This window comes from Herminiimonas sp., assembly GCF_030655415.1.
Genome location: NZ_JAURVN010000002.1, coordinates 238,913 through 257,878, shown reverse-complemented (window position 1 = coordinate 257,878; position 18,966 = coordinate 238,913). Strand labels below are relative to the sequence as shown.

Here is an 18,966-nt window from a genome sequence, read left to right as displayed (position 1 = left end):
CGCGGCGTTAGCGTGATGGTGTGGTTGTGTTTGGTGCTACGGTATTGGCAGGTTCGGCAAACTTTTCGAGGCAGTAGCCGAGGCCACGGACGGTGGCGATGCGCAGGCCGCCGATTTCTATCTTTTTGCGCAAGCGATGGACATAGACTTCAATCGCGTTATTGCTGACTTCTTCGCTCCATTCGCACAGATGATCGACCAACTGTTCTTTGGATACCAGACGACCGCTGCGTTGCAGAAGTACTTCCAGTAAGCCGAGTTCGCGTGCTGATAAATCAAGCATCTGTTCATTGATGTAGGCGATACGACCAACTTGATCGTAGGACAGCGGACCATGTTTGATTACGGTTGGCCCACCACCGGCACCGCGTCGTGTTAGAGCGCGTACACGTGCTTCGAGCTCGGATAATGCAAATGGCTTTGCCATGAAATCATCGGCGCCCAGATCCAATCCCTTGACGCGTTGCTCTATCGAATCGCCGGCTGTCAAAATCAATACTGGCAAACGTGAATTACGTGCACGCAAGCGTTGCAATACTTCGAGGCCGGACATTTTAGGCAGGCCCAGATCGAGTATCAGCAAATCAAAGTCTTGAGTAGACAAGGCGGAATCCGCTTCCAAACCATTCTTGACGCAATCGGTGACATAGCCGGATTGGCGCAAGGATCGCGTCAAGCCATCGGCCAGCACACTGTCGTCTTCGGCAAGCAAAATTCGCATAGGGGGAGGGAGTGAGAAAGTTGGTTTGTAGTCTATTGGGTTTCGTCAGTAGCGGCAAGACAAGTGTTCATGCTTTGCGCTACTGCTAGCTGCCCTCAGTTGTTATTCAGACAGCGCATGCTTTTATGTCCGCAATCATAGCGGCAAATAAGCCTAAGGTAATTTGACTGCTTGCTGCGACAGCGCATCTGCCATCTCATTTTTTTTGCGCGGAATCCAGACGAAGGTGACGTCCTTCATTTGCGCGATTAATTCTTTGGCCCGAGTTCGATGGTTACATAGTATAGGCGCGCCGGCTGTTTTGGTTTGTACGTCGTCAAGCACCACGCGGCTGTCGCCATAAACAATCAGTTTTGTCGCGCCGGCATCGAGAGCCGCTTGCAGGACTGCGAGCAAGGCCAAGTATTCTGCTTCGCTGCTGTCGCCTTGACCCGCCGTGTAGCTAATGCTGCTCACTACGTCGCCATCAGGGTTTTTAAGCAAGCCACCTATGCCCATTTTGCCGGGATTGGGATGCGTCGCGCCGTCAAACCATGCTAGCCATGCGTTTGGATCCGGCATGGATCTCGCAATTTTCTTTGCGCGGGCATCAGCTTTGGCTTGTTTCGCGGCGGTTATTTTTGCCCTTGCATCGTTTGCTGCTTGCCGACGTTTGCCTACCAAATCGTTGAGAGGCTGATCGCCAGCCACGCTTTCCATGACTTGCTGTAAAGCGCTTTCTTCTAAAATGGCTAATTGCTTTGCCAGTCTGCGGCCATGCACACGCTCTTTGTTATAAGCGACTTCAATTAAATCGGCGTACGTCGGCATAGAGGAAAGTGGCGTTAAGAGATGGCTGGCCCGCATATTAGCTGGATTTTACGTGGATTGTTGGGCTAGGTTAGTGTGCACACAATTGTCGATGTTCAGGTAAGTGTGAATTCGAACTTCAACCAAATCAAAGACATACAAATCATCTGCCAAGCTAAGTTGGAACAAATAGTTCAGCTAAACCTGAATTCATAAGGGTTTTGTTCATTTAAAGCTGAATTCGTCGAGACTCGTCGAAATCCATTGCAATTCCAATAAAAGCGCTCAGCTAATAAAGGACATGTGATCCCGAATTCTTAACCGATCAGAAAGTTACGGAAACGACAATCGGATGCTCGAATTTCTGCTTTGGTTCGGAAACGGAAGTCCGCTATTGGCCGATAGCGGATTAATTGCCTTTATCCCATTTCAGACGCTACACGCTGATGCCAAAAATCTTACCGCTTGCCAGACTTGAAATTGGCATCAGCGCTGCAGCTGTGCGGGTGGGATCTGCGCTTAGGTTACGGTGAACAGCGAGCAGGTGCGAAGTCGACCTGCAGACTGTTACCTAAATCGTTCGATTGAAAGCTTAAAGCGCAGCAGTGGATGGTAAATATATTGTCTTTCGATAGAGTAATTATTACCAAAAAAGTGTATAATGATGCAACTGGCTTTTAGCTCTCGTTGGAGAGCCAGTTCTTCGTATGAAGATTTGGAAAGTATTGTTACGGTGCCCGTGACAGCATCGTCCAAACATGACCTTACTTGCAAGACTGTAGTAGGCAAGACCGCGGAAGCCCCTGTGCAGCAAAGCAAAAATACTTTCGTCTTAGACGCTAAATTTAATGCTAACCAAGGAGCAAACGTGAAAACAAACCCTACAAAACCGTCGTTGATCAAAGCAGCATCATCAGTAGCAGCATCGCTTTATCTTGCAACAAGTTTGAGTTTGGCTCCGTAACAGTATTTGACTTAATTAGTAATCAAGTTTTATTTAAAGCCTCGCCTCCTCACGGTCGCGGGGTTTTTTTGTATGCGTAGACATACTGCCCTTGTTCTTAACGACGCACGGTCCAGCTTTTGACCGGACACAGCAGCCGGATTGGCTACCCGCCATATGCTTACGGCCGCTGGGACGCTGTAACCCGGTACCTGATTAAAATTTGTGGCTGCCGTTGTTATTATTTAGTTTGGCTAGTTGAAAATAGTTCCTTTGTGGAAATGCATACTTCACAATAGACCCCTTTCTGTTTATGCGGAGTGGGGATATGGCGCGGCACCGAGTAGGCAATACCTATCTGTCAGATGATGAAAAATCAGAACATGACGATACGATGTGGGCAGGTAAGGTTTTTATTGTGGGCGCGCTCATAGGCGGTTGTGTAGTACATGAACTAATCAAGCCATTGGCGTTTGCGAAATGGGGCATATTTATTTCAGTTATTGTCGGTGCTCTTGTTCTGGGAAGTATTTTCAGCACCTTTCGCAATGCAATAGCGTTCTGCTTAAGGTCACTATTGTATGTAGCTGTTATCGGGTTACTTGGTTTTCTCATCTGGAAGATTCTTTAACCAACGTTATAAAAAAAGCCACTCAAAATTGAGTGGCTTTTTTTATGGGTTGTTGAAGAAGGTAGGACTCCACGCGCTAAAAAAGTCGATGGAGCGCATCGAAACTGACCGTTACATTAGTTCCGATGCGCGCCGGGATTTGCATGGCGTGATGAAAGAGCAGTAGAGCAGGGCAAGCGCATCGCGGATCTGGAAGCAGATCGTCGGCGTGGTCGCTAATTTTAGAGCGGACGCTTGCTTCGCGTTACCTGGCGGGAGCCAGTATGCCTTCAATAATCTTTCCATTAGTTTTGGCAGGTAGGCATTCCTGATTCATTTTTTCGTATGAGCCTTTAGGTGGATTACCACCACTTTTGGCTATTGCATCAGCGTAAGCCGCTCCTGCGTTCTGGCATGCGTTAAAAGACCCCATAGATTTGTAAACCAAGACGCAGCCAATGACTGTAAGTAAGACAATAAGGCTGCCAAGAAAAGTTTTCATTTTTCACACATTGCAAAAGTATTGAAGGGTCGACGGTATAGTCGATAATTGTTAGATACTTGCGGCTGCTATTTGTAAAACGCCACCTATTACAATCAGCGCTATTCCCAGCCGAGAAAGATACATCTCGTTCCGGAGTTTTAAGCGTAGATCTTCTGTTGGAGTCGGTATCGTGAATGAAATGTCTTTTTCTTTGCCGCTTATAAATTCTTTGTGATTGTCATATGCCGCTTTTGCAATGAAATACCAAACCAAAAACGAGCCTACTGTTGTGCCGACTACGCCTGCGATATTCAGTTGATTTGCGAGTGTCATTATTAGGATTTAGCTAGTTATGGAGCGGCGTATTGTAGTCTGTTTGTGTATCTATCTTGGAGTCATATCAGACCGGGTTTTTCGTCCGTACTTATCGCTTGCGACGATTGTAATCCCCTGATTACTTGGCTTTGCTTGCTTAATTTGAATGCATTTCGGTAGTTTATCGGCGAAGTCTTGTTTGTGTTGAATTGCGTCGAATACTGACCCGGTTTTTGCATCGAATTCTGACCCACCCAATTAATGCAATTTTGAGGTTAGGTAGATGCTAATCGGGTCTTTTTCTCCTTTTGGTCGACTTGTGTTGAACTGTTCTTAAAGCGGTAACTATCGTTCCCCGTTTCAATAATATGACAGTGATGAGTAAGGCGATCAAGCATAGCGGTCGTCATTTTCGGATCGCCAAACACTGAACCCCATTCCGAAAATCCAAGATTAGTAGTGATGATCAGGCTCGTACGTTCATATAACTTACTAATCAAGTGAAACAAAAGTGAACCTCCAACCTGGCTAAAAGGTAGGTAGCCGAGTTCGTCCAAGATCACCAAATCGGTATAGAGGAGGCGCATCGCGAGCTGGCCAGCTCGTCCTTGTTGCTTTTCCAGTTCCAGCATGTTCACCAGTTCCACCGTCGAAAAATAACGTACGCGGCAATGATGATGCTCAATTGCGTGGGTTCCAATTGCCGTCGCTAGATGAGTTTTCCCAGTCCCTGGTCCACCGACAAGAACAATATTGTGAGCAGACTGCAAGAATTCGCACCGATGCAATTGCTTGACCAAAGCTTCGTTCACTTCACTGCAATTGAAATCGAAGCCGTTTAGGTCCCGATAAGCAGGAAACTTAGCTGTTTTCATTTGGTAAGCGAGAGACCGGACTTCGCGCTCTGCCATTTCGGCCTTGAGCAATCCAGATAGAACGGGCATTGCAGCTTGAAATGCTGGTGAGTCCTGTCCTGCCAGATCTTCCAAAGCGTGTGCCATCCCTCTTAATTTCAAGGATCTGAACATTTCCAACATGGCTTCATGCTGCATAGTTACCTCCTTGTTTCCGCAGGCGGTCGTAACGACCGATATCAGCTTGCGGCTCTACTTTGAGACTTAGTGCCTGTGGGGCATCGATTTTTGGCGCTGGCGTGCCATCCAGAAGGCGGCTAAGGATGTTCAGGATTGTTTGCTTAGAGGGCGCACCTGATTTCAAAGCCGACTCCACTGCAGAGAGAACAGTTTGTTCGTCGTGGAATAGAACCAATGCTAAAACTTCAACCATCTCTCGATCGCCACCTTGCCGTTTCATAAGGATGGCTTGGAGTTCTTTAAATGCAACCGGTAGTTCTGCGAATGGAGCACCATTGCGTAAGGCGCCCGGCTTCCTTTGTAGAACCGCTAAGTAGTGCCGCCAATTGAAGATAGTTTTGCCAGCTCCATTGTCGCGGTTGAATACCCGGGCATGTTCTGCGATGAGCCGGCCTTCCGCTACAAAGGCCAATCTTGACGCGTAGACGCGTAAGCTGATGGGCCGGTTGGCAAACGATGCTGGCACGCTGTAGCGATTTCTCTCAAAGGTAACTAAGCATGTAGGCGATACGCGTTTGGTATGCTCGACGAAGCCATCGAATCCCTGGCCGACCGGTAATAGATGTGGCCGTTCTATCTCCCAAGCTTCGCAGACCGTCATTTCTGCTTCCGGATGCCGGATTTGTGTTGATTTGCTCGCAGAATTGACCCTCTCTAACTGATCCACCTTCCACTGCCTGGCGAAGGCTGCGACCCGGTCATAGGACCCTTCATATCCCAACGAACACAAGTCGATGTGCATCTGTTTCAAAGTACGTCGTTGCTTGCGTGACTTCGTCGCCTCAGTTTTTAACCATGCTGAAAGCTTGAACGCGTATTTGTCGAGAGAAGTCGGGGAACGTCGATCAGCATAGGCTGGCTCGACAGTTTCAGCGCGTAGATAGCGCCTGACGGTATTTCGAGAGATACCCAGTCGTTTGGATATCTCTCTCAAGGACACGTGGTCACGAAGGTGCCAGCGTCGAATAAATCCAAGTAATGCCACGTCGATCACTCCAATCTCCCACTCACTTTGTAAGTAGGATTGTGTTCAAACGTGGGTCAGTTTTGGATGCAAATCAACAGCTACATACTTTTTTGTGAATCCGATTATATGGGGGCTCGCAATGTCCGCTATTGGCCGATAGCAGACTGTCTAATCTCGTATTTGCTAAGGTAATTAATGAACTGCCAAAACGTAAGAAGCTTGGCGGTGATGAAAAGTGCACCCACCGCATCTTCCAAGCTTGCTACAACCTCTGTACCTATGCGGAACTTGCTCTTTCGCTAACGATCAATATATATAGCGTTATTCAATAGGCGCCGCCAACCTATTGCCGGCAGGACTTTTTTAACAAAAATATTCATTATCTGAAACTGTTTATGTAATTTATAACCGTTTAAAAAACACAAATTCAAGTCGTGCACGAATTGAAAGCAAAATGAAGATAGCTATATTGGATGATGACCCAATCGAATCTAAATTCATTCATCGAATTCTCACTGCTGCCGGTCACGAGTGCACCACTTTTTTGAACAGTAATGCGTTGTTCGCCGCATTGCACCACCAAATTTTTGGGCTGTTAATACTCGATTGGCATCTACCTGATATGGCGGGAAAAGACGTCGTTGAATGCGTTAGGAACAATTTCGGCGAAGAGATTGCTGTGATGTTCCTATCAAAAAGCATGTGTGAAGAAAATATTGTGATCGGTCTGATGGCTGGCGCCGATGACTATATGATCAAACCAATACGGGTAGCTGAATTAATTGCGCGAATACACGCCCTGTCCAAACGAATGCGCCTTACGGGAGGGCGGGTCGATACCGTGATACCACTTCCAAATGTTATGCGAGTAGGTTTATATCAATTCGATTTGGTCAAGAAAATCGCTATATTACGCAGCGAGCCTGTTGAATTGAAACCGAAAGAGTTCGATGTGGCAGTTTTGCTTTTTCAAAATATTGGAAAACTTGTTTCAAGAGAAAGATTTATGCAGGAAGTCTGGGGGCGCGAACTCATGATGGCCTCACGTACGCTCGACACTCATATATCGCGAGTTAGAGTTATGCTTCAAATCAAGTCCGATAATAATGTACGACTTAGCACGGTCTATACCGTAGGTTATAGACTTGACGCAATCTAAGGCTCATTACACGAAGTTGAGTGAAGTCCGCTTTCGGCCGATAAATGACCGTAGGTTTCCTACCTAAAAACGAAAAGCCAAACAGCGTCACGATGATGTGCCAGAAGACAAATAATTCTTTGTACATCGAGTATGGATTATTTTAGAAGTGTCGCTCAATGATCTTCGGCGCTTATAGCTTCTAAGAGGGTTTCAGCATCGACCGGCCTAACGAAGTACGCGGCAAAACCGGCTTTCTGCGAGCGTTCTTTATCAATTTTTTGGCCAAAACCGCTTACTGCATACATCCTGCATGTTGATGGGTTATCTAAAACATTTCGCAAGTGGACGGCAAGATCATAGCCGTTCATGACTGGCATACCGATGTCGGTGATAACTACTTCGGGTTGATAAGATTTTGCGATAGCAAGCGCAGTAATCGGATCGTAGGCAACTTTGGTTGTATAACCATTCATGATCAACAAATCATTTAGCGTGTCAGCAGCGTCTTTGTTATCGTCAACGATCATAACGCGGTAAGAATGAGAAGATAAATTGTGCCTACTCGAAACAATATTTGCTTGAGAAACGTCTTCTAGCAAAGGCAATCGAACCAAAAATTCACTTCCTTTTCCCTCACCATCACTAAAAGCTTGCACTGTTCCGCCATGGGATAAAACCAGACTGTTCACCAGTGATAAACCAATGCCTAAACCACCTTTTGCACGTTCTGTTCTTCCTGGAACTTGATAAAACAAATCGAAGATTTTTGATAATGCTGTATTTGAAATACCAATTCCGTTGTCAGATACAGATATACAAACCTGATTATCTTCCTTCCAGCACCTCAACGTTATATGTCCTCCGTTTGGAGTGTAGTGAACTGCATTGGTCAACAAATTCGAGATCACTTGCGACAGTCTGATCGGGTCTCCGTACCACTCAAGTCCTAGCGCTTGATCATCAATATGAAGCGTGTGATGCTTCTGTTCAGCCAGTACGCTGACCATTTCTACTGCCTTCTTGATAACCTCACGGACTACAACAGTACTTTTGCGCAAATCCACTTTGCCGCGTGTGATACGTGAGACATCAAGCAAATCATCTACGAGTCGAAGTAAATGCTTAACCTGCCGCTGAAGTATGCCGTACTCTTTGGTCGAGCCTACGTCACCGCGCAACTTCATCAAATCTAGTGCAGTAACGATTGGGGATAGCGGATTACGCAGCTCATGACCCAGAATTGCTAGAAACTCGTCTTTTGCACGATCTGAGTCTTCCAATTTCCGCAGTAATGTCTCGCGCTCGACCTGGCTGTGTTTCTGTGCTTCTCTAGACTGAACGAGCTCTGTGATATCCACCGCCACAGCCATCATGCCGACGATGTCACCGGAGGCGCCCCTTAGCGCCTGCAAGTTGAACTTAAGAACAATATCTTCCTGCTTTCCGTCTTTCACCAGCTTCACTTGATACTCGTCAGAGGCGAATGCTTCGCCTGTCTCATAGACCTTCTGCAAAATGCCGGGCAGGGGTGTGCCTCTTAGCTCCGGAAATACTTCTAAATAGCTCTTACCTTCTAACTCGTTTCTTCCAACGATATGTTTATACATATCGTTCGCTAACTCAAAAGTAAACTCGGGACCAATTAGAAGGGCAGTAGCGACAGGAGCCTGCAGAAGTAAATTATTCCGTTCGCTCAGCACTTGCTCCCGAATGATCTTATCGGTGACATCTCGAGTGAAACAGCGCGTGTAGATTAACTTTCCATTTTCAAAGCGGCCGTTCGAATGGATAAGCACATGTTTGACGCGACCATCTTTGCATTTCAAGCGTGCAGGATAGTCGAGGATGGTGTCACCTGCGGTTAGTCGGCACAAAATGTCATCTATTGTTGAGGCGTCCGCATGAAACTCCGTAATATTGCGTCCGATATACTCCTCGGGCGTGTAACCCAAAAGATCAAGTTCAGCTTTATTGGCCCACAGTATCGTTCCATCAAAACCAACTTGATGCAGGCCGACAGCGGCATTTTCCACGAAATCGATGAACTCGCGGTCTCGGGCTACCAGCGCAGCTTCGGCCTGCTTCCGCTTGCGTATCTCATCATCAAGCATCGCACCTATATTTTGCTCTGTATCCATAAACTGCTCTATCTCGGTAAGTACAAAGGTATTGTCCTACGATGGTGTCCCACGAACTAAACTGCCGTGACTAATGACTCGATGACTGCAAGTATTTAATGTCACTGACCGTTTGTTCCATCTGGAAACAGATGACCCTGCTCAAATCCGTTAGGTTCAAGGAATTGATTGGTAATGGCGTTGTCTTAGAATAACTTTGTTACCCTAGGACCGCCAATTATAAATACTCCCGAACTTCGAAAATGAAATGGTTGTATTGGAATGTCCGGTTAGACCCAAGCAGCCGCTTATTCGGCTGTTATTGTAAACTCTCGAACGGAATAATTTCAGCTCCTACTGCATTCTTCGGTAATCGGCGCGCACAACGAGATGCTGCCAGTAACCGCGGTGTCCGTCATGTCCAAACATAACGCAACCGACGACATTCTCTCCATCGGTAGCAACGAAATTAAGACTCGGATTCTCTCTAAGTAGCGCACTGTATTTTCTAGGGAATCTGCGTCTCGAAAAGTTACACCAGGAATTTGTCTCATCAGACTAATGACTAAATCGTAGTCATTAATGGTCATTGGTCGTATGAAAACATGAATACCTAACGTGTTACCGATAGAAAGAATCTGAAGTACGACGAGAATTTATGCAGCCAATTCGAGTTCAAAACACGCATCATTTGCACAAGCATGTGTCCGGATCCGTAGTTGTGTGGGTTTATGAACAAACACCGGTTGATCATCTGCCAGAAGCATAATCATCGCCGGTATGTCCCTACCGTTGAGTGCTGCTTGAAAGCGAGCTATCAAATCGCGACAAAGTTTTTCGTCTGGTGACTCGAGACTATTGTCCACCCTCAACCGACGGCGTGCTCTCGCTAGATATTGACGCGTATTTTCTGTCTTCTTGCCAAGCATAGTGGCAATCTCAGCATGTTCGCAATCCAACACTTCATGCAGGATCAGCACCAACCGTTCGACCGGTGAAAGACATGAAAATATGTGATCGAGAGCCTCGCCAAGTTCAGCGCTTCGCATCAGATTATCGTAGGGTTCTGGCGGTGGCACATGAAATGTCAACTCCGTGGCGCACTGCATTGCATTGTTTCTCGAGCCCGTTTACGCAGTTGATCAATTGACCGATTTTGCACAATCTTGGTTAGCCAAGCTACAGGCGTCGTGAAGACGTTCGGTTCATGAGCGTGCCATTTAAAAAAACAATCCTGTACGACATCCTCAGCTTCAGCCTCATTGCCGACAATTCGGAGGCTAATCGCCTTGAGTCGAGGGCGTAGCTCTTCAAACAAAACACTAGTTTTAGGAATATTTGGTCGCATGATGACTTCTTCTATTAGGACATTATTTTGCATGACGCTTGAAGACAGTCGAATGTGACACCAACGATGTATTTATTTTTTGTCGTCACGTAAGACCACTTCAAGTCGTCAAGCATTTGCTTCGCCATTAAAAGATTAACTCTACATCGAAAGGATTCATATGAATAATTCAGGACACCAAATAGGGCATCCACTTGCAGAGCACATCACATTGTTACGTGCCGCCTACGCGGCTTTTAACGCAAGAGACATTGAAGCTGCGCTCGCCTTAATGACGAGAGACGTTGCGTGGCCGCGCGCGTTCAAGGGAGGTTTTGTCTGTGGACCTGAGGAAGTCTGTGCTTACTGGACGGAGCAATGGAGCGAAATTAATCCTAAGGTAGAACCCGTTGATTTTTATTCAGACAACAATGGGCACATATTAGTTAAGGTGCATCAAGTCGTGCGCAATATGGAAGGGACGGTTGTGGCAAGCGAACACGTTGGCCATCGCTTCACCATTGTCGATGGACTAATTCACAAAATGGAAGTTCGCGCACTGCCGCCGAGGTAAGCTCAAGTTGACTCAATTATAAAAAATCTATGGTATGGCAGCTGCTGGCGGGTGGTAGACAAAAAAATAATGTCATTAAGGCTGACCTCGTCAGTAGCATTGAGTAGCTTTTAACCTGCCGAAACTTGATCTGACGTACTATCAGTGATGTGTTGAAGGCGTGCGAGCCATTTAAGGAATCATAAGTTAACTAGAACAGTGTTGAGTCCACATCAAGTAAAGCACACTAAAAATTTCACTTCCCATTGTTAGGAAATCAAATTTCATCAACAAATACAATGTGCTGTTCTGGGGATAAAAATTTAACGAGTCCGCATCAAAATGCACATATTTCCCAACGATGAGGCACGCATGATCGCTCCAAACAAGGACACCGTTGGCTGTAGGGAATGCCTAAAAACAGATAAGCCAATCTTTGATTTTGAATTTGCCTTTCAGCCCATTGTTAATGTTGTCACTCAGACGATTTACGCTCATGAAGCATTGGTGAGAGGTCCTTTTGGAGAATCCGCCTACTCCGTCCTTTCACAAGTCACTGAATCGAATCGCTATACATTTGATCAAGCTTGTCGAGTCAAAGCCGTCGAGACTGCAGCAGGGCTTGAAATGAAGAGCCTCTTGTCGATCAATTTTTTGCCTAACGCCGTGTATCGCCCAGAAGCTTGTATTCGAACCACACTAGCAGCAGCGCGAAAGTATGGATTCCCAATCGAAAACATCATATTTGAAGTTACTGAAGGCGAAAAAGTTGAAGATCGTCCTCATTTAGTCAATATTTTTAATGAATATCGTCGGCTTGGCTTTCGTACTGCAATCGATGACTTCGGGGCCGGGTATGCGGGATTGAATCTACTAGCCGAATATCAGCCGCACATCATTAAAATAGACATGGATCTTGTGCGAAATGTTGATGCTAGCAAATCTCGACAAACGATTGTCGAGGGCATCGTCCAAATGTGTCGCAAACTTGATATCGTTCTAATAGCAGAGGGGATTGAAACAAAGCCAGAGCGGGATTTTTTGCGCGCGGTGGGGATTGAGTTAATGCAAGGCTACCTTTTTTGCAAACCGGCATTTAAGTCCCTTGGCATTGTAGAAGCAGAAGCTTGGATTTAACCTTCGTATGACGATGAAGTATCGTCGTATTGAACTGCGTCGAACCTAATTCACCTACACCCTATTCGCATTACAAATTATTAAGATAATTACTAATATTGAAGGCAAAAAAACAGCTGCTTCGAACCGAAACTGGGTTAGTGGGGCTTCAAAGCTGTAAAAGGGATTTAGCAACGTGGTCACCCTATGTACTAAAGTATCCGGGGCGAACGGTTTGGTCAGTACTTGCATCCCTTGCTCAAGATGCCCGTGGTTTAACACCGCGTTCTCAGCGTAACCGGTAATGAACAGTACGGGAGTTCTTGGCCGCTGCGTTCTAATAGCGTCGGCAACTGCCTTCCATTCATTCCATTTGGAAGGCCAACATCCGTAATCACTAGATCAATTACGGGAAACGCGCTAAAAGCCTTCATGGCGGAAGCACCGTCTCGAGACTCTACTGTGTGGTAATCGCGCTCTTTTAGAATTTCTACAACGACCATACAAACGAGAGGTTCGTCGTCTACTACCAAGATTGTCTTGGGAATGATGTAATCCCACAAGATTCCCCTCTGGTTGTGACAGTGAATCCCAATAAGAAACTTGTCTGACCTTAGAGCATCAATCGACCTTTTTCTGGCCGGGTGGCGGCGCTTTCGGTTTTTCTTTGTAGTCTGCCAGTAATTTCGCGCAATCGATTGCCTCAGTCCGCCCTGGATTAATTAAAGGAATAACTGCTGCCAGCGGCGTCAAAGCTCCCAATGCAATCGCACCGCCTGCTTTGGCCGCAAGTGCACCTTTGTGCAGACCAATATCCGGATTTTTGAAAGTGCCTTTTACATACAAGGGAGAACGCAAAGAGATGATACGCAGTCCTTTTGTCTTCGGACGCACATCAAGATTCATTGCTTCAGTTGACAAGTTGATCGTTCCATCGATAGCGACAACCGCGTCATCTGTATCCATCACAAAATATTCGGTTTGCATGAGCCCGGATTTAACTTCAAAGTCACTTGCAAGACAATTCAACTGCACCTGCTTGTCACCAAATAATTTCGCAAACACCGCGTTAGGAACATTCAAACCTGCTGCTTCCAAAATGAATTTACTAACAGAACCTTGGGTGACGGCGCCCTTCACCTCACCGTTAGCCGAGGCCAACATCGCGGCTATTGAGTTACCGGTACCGGATAAAGATGCATCTGCATTCACTTCACCCAGGCTGGCTTGCATAGTTTCCAGCGTCGGGAAAAGCTGCTTGATCTTTAAATGCCGTGCGGCCGTTTTGATTTCTGCCTGAATGACATTCGATTGCCCGTTGAGCTTAATGTTAGAGGTAAGGTCGCCACCTGCCACACCGAAGTTCAGCGGCGTCAGCGTCAAAACCTTGTCCTTCATGTGTATCTCGGTCACCAGATCGTCAATCGGCAATGCTGCATCGCGAATAATTCTACGGCCGGTAAATTTGACGTCTGCATCCATCGCGCCCCATTTTTCTGTCGTGAACTGCTCGGTCGGCAAAGCTTTGGCATCAGGCTGCACGGCTTTGGCATCGCGATTTTTCTTTTCGGCGTTGCTATCAGCTTTGACAACCGCACCTAGGTCTTCGAGCCGCAACTGGTTGGAAACCATCGCGCCGCGCAATAGCGGGCGAGGTTTTTGCACGAGGTATTCGAGCGTGCCGGCGAGATCGCTTTCGCCCACCTTACCGGTGAATTTTTCATATTTCCAGGTGCTGCTATCGCCGTTCAGATTCCCGATCAGATGTCCTTTTGTGGCATATGGCGGTGTATCTGGCAGCAGCACGCCGGTCAACGGATACAAGTTAGCCATGCTTGGACCGGCCAATGTCAAATTGAGATCGATTGCGGTAACCGCAGTTGGTTGGGTAATGTTGCCCTCGACGCCGATTGTGTTTTTACCGATATGGACGTTGGCTTGCACCGGGAAAATAGCGCCCTTGTCTCTCAATGACAAAATGCCGCCGGTTCTGCCGCCGCCGGTGATGGGCGCGTTATTGTAGGTACCGCCCGCTGTAAATTGAAGGCCATAACCTTTTGGATTATTATCGTCGAGCGTCTGCGCGGTGGCTTTCAAATCCAGTTTGATGTTTGGATCGAGGTAACGCAAATCGGCTTGCTTTAGTACCAATTTGCCAAACTCAAACGTCCAGGCTGACGGCTCGTCATCATCCTTCTTGAAGGACCAGTTGTTTTTGCCATCCGTGGTTCGCTCCAGGCCCAAATCCAGACCGTCGACATCGAGCTCATGCAATACGGCTTTTTTGATCAGCAAAGGAAAGGGATTGATAGAGAACGTCACCTGCTTGAGCGTAACCATTTGCGGCCCGGTTTTCGCCCAGTCCGGATTGCTCATCACAATGTCGCTGGCAGAAGGACGCGGCCACGGAATCCACGCGTGCCAACTATCTTCGCCCTCGGCGCGCTTCCAGTCCATGCTCAAATCGCCGCGAATTTCGAACACGCGTCCTGTTGCATCGCTTACACGCTGATTGATGGTTGGTTTTAGTCGATTCCAGTCAAAAGTCAGAATCACGATAACAACAATCGCGGCTATCAACAGCAACGCCAAGAGGCTCGACAATAGTATTTTTTTTGACCGTGATATAGCCATGTGAGTCCGACCTTAAAGTTAGCGCTGCAAACGCGAGAAGATCATGAACAATGTCCCAAATTCAGGGAAGGACGTTTCTGAAAGTGTGTTGCAATAGCGAAAGTGGATTGGGCAGCAAAAAAATGACATCAAGTCGAGACAATTTAATTCGAAAGAACGGCTAATGCAATGTTGAGCTGGCCAATTCAGGCTTATCCAAATAGTCTGCTACCGCATCAACTCGTGTTCCTACAGTTGAAACGGCAGCTCACAATTCATCTGTAGTGCAATCAAAACATATGCACCAATATTGAAATTCGTGGGATTCATTTATATTGATCTTCGTACGATCAACAGCTTTTTTGGGCTGTGTGTCGTCAGCCATTTTTTACTCCTTGCAACAATGATTCTTTAGTAGAGTACGACGGCATTGGAATGCATACGGTGCGATAACTCGCATTGAAATCATCATGTTTATACCTCCTATCGCTCAACAATAAAATAAGTTTATTTGGATTAAAGATAGTAAGTGGAGAGAGCAAAAATAAAACTTTTAGTCCCATCAATATGGTGATTGATAAAAGTGAACTGACCCACTAAATTCTTAACAAAGAGGGGCTAAGTATGGTGCGAATTGAGTGGCGAGATAAGTGGATCAATACCCTAGTGGATGCTGGCTATAGTTCAATACGGCGAAAGATACTTATCAGGCGATGTACGGACGGGATGGTCCAGACCTGACGAAAAACGCCGCGCATGAAGCCAAGGCAATGCTGGAAAAATAATACCGGTGGATGAGCTCTACATAAAACTAGCTTCCACAGTAGTTGAGCATTTACCTTGCGTTAATTAAGCTAAATTTAACAATGACTCACTTTATTCGCTCCCATCCCTTTTGGGAAGCATGCGGATTTATCGATTTAAAAATCAATATTCCCGATGTAATATGTTTAGCTTAAGCGCGTTTTGTGTTCAACCTATTTAAGCGTAGACATGTCCGAGGCAATCCCCCCATCTTCGTTGAATGATCTTCAATTTGTGGAGCTTCAGCGTTTTCGGCTGTTGGTCGAAGCAATTTCAGATTACGCCATTTACATGCTTGGAATAGATGGCACTGTCATCAGTTGGAATGAAGGTGCTCGGCGATTTAAAGGCTATGAACCGTACGAAATTATTGGAAAAAATTTCTCCCGGTTTTATGCGCTAGAGGATCAATCCGCTGGACTACCACAGCGCGCATTGCACCAAGCAGAGACGACAGGAAAGTTCGAAGGCGAAGGTTGGCGTTATCGTAAAGATGGAACACGATTTTGGGCAACAGTCGTCATTGATTCGATACGCGATCGCGAAGGCAAACTCTTGGGCTTTGCGAAAATCACGCGTGATATCACTGAACGAAAAGAAGCTGCCGAAGCCTTGCGCTTAAGCGAACAGCAATTCAGATTCCTAGTTCAAGGTGTGACCGACTACGCGATCTATATGCTGGATCAAAACGGCATTATCAGCAATTGGAACGCGGGTGCAGCACGGATTAAGGGGTATGAGCGATCTGAGGTAGTAGGCACCCATTTTTCGCGGTTCTATACTGCTGAGGATCAAAAAGATGGGAGGCCTGCATATGCGCTAGCTTCTGCATTAGCTACCGGCCACTTTGAGCAAGAAGGGTTTCGCGTCAGAAAAGATGGAACCCAGTTCATGGCCCACGTCGTGATTGATCCCATTTATGACGACTTAGGTAACTTCATCGGATTTGCCAAAGTAACGCGCGACATTTCAGAAAAAGTCGAAGCCGCCGCTGCTTTAAGAAAGACCGAAATAGCTCTCCAGCAATCTCGAAAGCTTGAAACGATCGGTAAATTAACCGGCGGCATCGCGCATGATTTCAACAATCTTTTGCAAGTTATCTCAGGCAATCTTCATCTTCTTAGTAAAGAGCTTGGGGATAACGATGGCGCGCAAAATCGAATCGCACGAGCTTTAACCGGGGTTAGTCGTGGCGCCAAGCTATCCAATCAGTTGCTCGCCTTTGGCAGGCGTCAACCACTTGAACCCAAGGTTGTTAATCTAGGGAAGTTTCTTAACAACTTTCAAGACATGGTTGCGCGAACGATTGGGGAGTCTATCGAGACGGAAGTAATGGCGTCTGCAGGTCTTTGGAATGCGATGGTCGATCTGGTTCAAATTGAAAATGCCGTACTCAATTTAGCGATCAATGCGCGCGATGCAATGGATGGCGTGGGCAAATTGACTATTGAAGTTGGTAATGCCTTTCTCGATGACGACTATGCGCGCAATCATTCCGATGTTGTCGCTGGCCAGTATGTAATGCTTGCTGTTACTGATACAGGCTCGGGCATGACTCCAGAAATTGCTGCGCAGGCGTTTGAACCATTCTTCTCTACCAAGCCAGAAGGCAAAGGTACCGGACTTGGATTGTCGATGGTGTACGGATTTGTGAAGCAATCTGGCGGACATATCAAAATTTATAGCGAGGTGGGTGAAGGCACCGCGATCAAGCTTTACTTGCCCCGCACATTTGAAGTTGAAGATTTCATTGAGGTCGAACAAGAACACGTAGTAATCGGTGGCTCTGAAACCATCCTTGTTGCAGAAGATGATGAGCAGGTTCGTGGCATTGTCGTTGATATGCTTAAGGAGCTTGGATATCAAGTACTTAAAGCACCGGACGCACAAAGCGCCTTCTCTATCATTGAAAGCGGCATCAAAATCGACATGCTTTTCACAGACGTAGTGATGCCAGGCTCAATGCGTAGTCCGGACCTGGCTCGTAAAGCGCGTGAACGCCAGCCCAATATCGCGGTGTTATTTACCTCGGGTTATACCCAAAATGCAATTGTTCATGGTGGGCGGCTGGATCCGGGCGTTGAACTCTTGAATAAGCCATATACACGCGAAGCTTTGGCCCGCAAAGTACGCGATGTTCTGGCAAACCAAAAACACAAAACGATTGCCGCTTTGAAGGAATCCCCACCGGCTTCTGGTCCTCTATTTGCAAACGCGACATCTCATCCTTCACTCACTATTCTTCTTGTAGAGGACGATGAGTTTATTCGACAAAATACGGTTGAGCTACTTCAGCACATGGGCCATCAGGTTTTCCAAGCAGGAGAGGGAAAGGCTGCGCTCGATATAATTGGTAAAGAATTCGTAGACGTCCTCATTACCGATATCAATCTTCCCAATATGTCGGGCACTGCAATTGCGAGCGCCGCACGGCATATACGACCGAATATTCAGGTTATCTACGCAAGCGGTGATATCAACTTCCCTGCTCCGCCAAGCTCGGTTTTGTTACGCAAGCCTTACGATGAGGCAGCGATCGCTGCAGCTCTTGGACGCCTATACTAAGGATTAGCACTATTTGGTCGACGCAAAGTCGATCACTCAGCAGCAGTAGTGTTTTGAGCCGATTTTTCATACTCTGTTTATTGGCTCGCAGAGTTGACCCTCTCCAACTGATCCACCTTTTACATCCAAAACTGCCGATCGTTTGGGATTGTTTTCGGTCATTTAACTTTGTCTGCAGGGTTACAATTGCTGTAAGAATCTTGGTGGTGGAGAAATCTTCTGTTTGCACAGAGTCTCGTCAAACTCAGCTCGCTTTCTCTATACGCGTTGAGGTTTCTTTGTCTTTGTTCGACATTACGCGTCGCAACACCGAGAGAATAAACAAGGCAAATAAGGTACTTAAAATCGCGGTCGATTCACGTCCCATCCCCGCCGCTACACCTATAGCTGCCGTCAGCCAGACGCTGGCTGCAGTCGTCAATCCCTTGATTTCCTGTTCCTGACTTAGTTTAATAATCGCACCGGCACCCAAGAAGCCAACACCGGTAATTACACCTTGCAAGACACGGCTCAAATCTGCCGGAGTGATACCCGCTTCCAATGGCACTAAAACAAAAAGCGCAGCGCCGAGTGCGACGAGCATGTGGGTGCGAAAGCCTGCTGAATTGCCATGGCTTTCGCGTTCATAGCCGAGCAAGCCGCCCAGCACTACGGCCACCAGCAAACGTACACAGACTCGCGTAACTTGTGAGGGGTCGCTAATATCGGAGAATTCTTCGCGCACAGTTTGTGCGACTTCCATCCACCATGGATTCATCGATTTATTCCTGTCTTTTTTGATGTTCTTATTCTGTATTTTTCTTTACG

19 protein-coding genes and 1 pseudogene are annotated in these 18,966 nt (G+C 46.7%); 6 read left to right on the top strand and 14 right to left on the bottom strand.

The features are described from left to right. Window positions 1–7: 7 nt before the first annotated feature. The gene (locus tag Q7T66_RS01305; protein WP_304931442.1) at window positions 8–721 is read right to left on the bottom strand and encodes a response regulator transcription factor; all 714 of its coding nucleotides are present in this window, start codon (window positions 719–721) and stop codon (window positions 8–10) included. 153 nt (window positions 722–874) lie between these two features. Beyond that, the gene (locus tag Q7T66_RS01300; protein WP_304931441.1) at window positions 875–1,531 is read right to left on the bottom strand and encodes a ribonuclease HI family protein; all 657 of its coding nucleotides are present in this window, start codon (window positions 1,529–1,531) and stop codon (window positions 875–877) included. 640 nt (window positions 1,532–2,171) lie between these two features. Between Q7T66_RS01300 and Q7T66_RS01295 the strand changes: the two genes are divergently transcribed. Together Q7T66_RS01295 and Q7T66_RS01290 are read left to right on the top strand one after the other, a co-directional pair. Further along, window positions 2,172–2,474 (top strand): hypothetical protein, encoded by a 303-nt coding sequence (locus Q7T66_RS01295; RefSeq protein ID WP_304931440.1) that lies wholly within the window; start codon window positions 2,172–2,174, stop codon window positions 2,472–2,474. 307 nt (window positions 2,475–2,781) lie between these two features. Then, window positions 2,782–3,084, top strand: coding sequence for a hypothetical protein (locus tag Q7T66_RS01290; protein WP_304931439.1), 303 nt, complete (start codon window positions 2,782–2,784; stop codon window positions 3,082–3,084). A 244-nt stretch (window positions 3,085–3,328) separates the two neighbouring features. Here Q7T66_RS01290 and Q7T66_RS01285 read toward each other — a convergent pair whose 3' ends face one another. From Q7T66_RS01285 to Q7T66_RS01270, 4 genes are all read right to left on the bottom strand, one after another. After that, entirely contained in the window at window positions 3,329–3,565 is a 237-nt protein-coding gene (locus tag Q7T66_RS01285) for a hypothetical protein (protein ID WP_304931438.1), read from the bottom strand. A gap of 51 nt (window positions 3,566–3,616) precedes the next feature. Further along, window positions 3,617–3,880 carry a hypothetical protein gene (locus Q7T66_RS01280; protein ID WP_304931437.1) on the bottom strand — a complete coding sequence of 88 codons (264 nt, stop codon included), beginning with the start codon at window positions 3,878–3,880 and terminating at the stop codon, window positions 3,617–3,619. 257 nt (window positions 3,881–4,137) lie between these two features. Then, entirely contained in the window at window positions 4,138–4,914 is a 777-nt protein-coding gene (gene istB, locus Q7T66_RS01275; RefSeq protein WP_304931436.1) for an IS21-like element helper ATPase IstB, read from the bottom strand. Continuing rightward, on the bottom strand, window positions 4,904–5,941 hold the full coding sequence (locus Q7T66_RS01270) for an HTH domain-containing protein (RefSeq protein ID WP_304931703.1): 1,038 nt from the start codon (window positions 5,939–5,941) through the stop codon (window positions 4,904–4,906). The genes istB and Q7T66_RS01270 overlap by 11 nt, the downstream gene beginning before the upstream one ends. A 436-nt stretch (window positions 5,942–6,377) precedes the next feature. On the opposite strand from Q7T66_RS01270, the gene Q7T66_RS01265 reads away from it, so the two are divergent. Then, the gene (locus Q7T66_RS01265) at window positions 6,378–7,082 is read left to right on the top strand and encodes a response regulator transcription factor (protein ID WP_304931435.1); all 705 of its coding nucleotides are present in this window, start codon (window positions 6,378–6,380) and stop codon (window positions 7,080–7,082) included. 155 nt (window positions 7,083–7,237) lie between these two features. Here Q7T66_RS01265 and Q7T66_RS01260 read toward each other — a convergent pair whose 3' ends face one another. From Q7T66_RS01260 to Q7T66_RS18015, 4 genes and pseudogenes are all read right to left on the bottom strand, one after another. After that, window positions 7,238–9,202, bottom strand: coding sequence for an ATP-binding protein (locus Q7T66_RS01260; protein WP_304931434.1), 1,965 nt, complete (start codon window positions 9,200–9,202; stop codon window positions 7,238–7,240). 333 nt (window positions 9,203–9,535) lie between these two features. Beyond that, window positions 9,536–9,643 (bottom strand): annotated as a pseudogene (locus Q7T66_RS18020) (GNAT family N-acetyltransferase); the annotation flags it as partial. Window positions 9,644–9,837: 194 nt separating this feature from the next. Next, entirely contained in the window at window positions 9,838–10,230 is a 393-nt protein-coding gene (locus tag Q7T66_RS01255; protein WP_304931433.1) for a sigma factor-like helix-turn-helix DNA-binding protein, read from the bottom strand. Between the two features lie 38 nt (window positions 10,231–10,268). After that, a complete protein-coding gene (locus tag Q7T66_RS18015) occupies window positions 10,269–10,529 on the bottom strand; it encodes a sigma factor (protein WP_370691594.1) in 261 nt (86 codons plus the stop codon). A gap of 160 nt (window positions 10,530–10,689) precedes the next feature. Between Q7T66_RS18015 and Q7T66_RS01250 the strand changes: the two genes are divergently transcribed. Both Q7T66_RS01250 and Q7T66_RS01245 read left to right on the top strand, forming a co-directional pair. Further along, window positions 10,690–11,082, top strand: a complete 393-nt coding sequence (locus Q7T66_RS01250) for a nuclear transport factor 2 family protein (RefSeq protein ID WP_304931432.1) — start codon at window positions 10,690–10,692, stop codon at window positions 11,080–11,082. Between the two features lie 351 nt (window positions 11,083–11,433). Further along, window positions 11,434–12,198, top strand: a complete 765-nt coding sequence (locus tag Q7T66_RS01245; protein ID WP_304931430.1) for an EAL domain-containing protein — start codon at window positions 11,434–11,436, stop codon at window positions 12,196–12,198. Between the two features lie 254 nt (window positions 12,199–12,452). Here the strand turns inward: Q7T66_RS01245 and Q7T66_RS01240 are convergent, their stop codons facing one another. From Q7T66_RS01240 to Q7T66_RS18010, 3 genes are all read right to left on the bottom strand, one after another. After that, complete coding sequence (locus tag Q7T66_RS01240) at window positions 12,453–12,680, bottom strand: hypothetical protein (protein WP_370691593.1); 228 nt, start codon at window positions 12,678–12,680, stop codon at window positions 12,453–12,455. Between the two features lie 118 nt (window positions 12,681–12,798). Beyond that, window positions 12,799–14,811 carry an AsmA family protein gene (locus tag Q7T66_RS01235; protein ID WP_304931428.1) on the bottom strand — a complete coding sequence of 671 codons (2,013 nt, stop codon included), beginning with the start codon at window positions 14,809–14,811 and terminating at the stop codon, window positions 12,799–12,801. Between the two features lie 247 nt (window positions 14,812–15,058). Continuing rightward, entirely contained in the window at window positions 15,059–15,175 is a 117-nt protein-coding gene (locus Q7T66_RS18010) for a DUF3606 domain-containing protein (protein ID WP_370691586.1), read from the bottom strand. A 608-nt stretch (window positions 15,176–15,783) separates the two neighbouring features. Here Q7T66_RS18010 and Q7T66_RS01230 point away from each other — a divergent pair. Further along, window positions 15,784–18,159, top strand: coding sequence for a PAS domain S-box protein (locus tag Q7T66_RS01230; protein WP_304931427.1), 2,376 nt, complete (start codon window positions 15,784–15,786; stop codon window positions 18,157–18,159). A 244-nt stretch (window positions 18,160–18,403) separates the two neighbouring features. Here the strand turns inward: Q7T66_RS01230 and Q7T66_RS01225 are convergent, their stop codons facing one another. Further along, window positions 18,404–18,916, bottom strand: coding sequence for an MgtC/SapB family protein (locus tag Q7T66_RS01225; protein WP_304931426.1), 513 nt, complete (start codon window positions 18,914–18,916; stop codon window positions 18,404–18,406). Window positions 18,917–18,966: the final 50 nt, after the last annotated feature.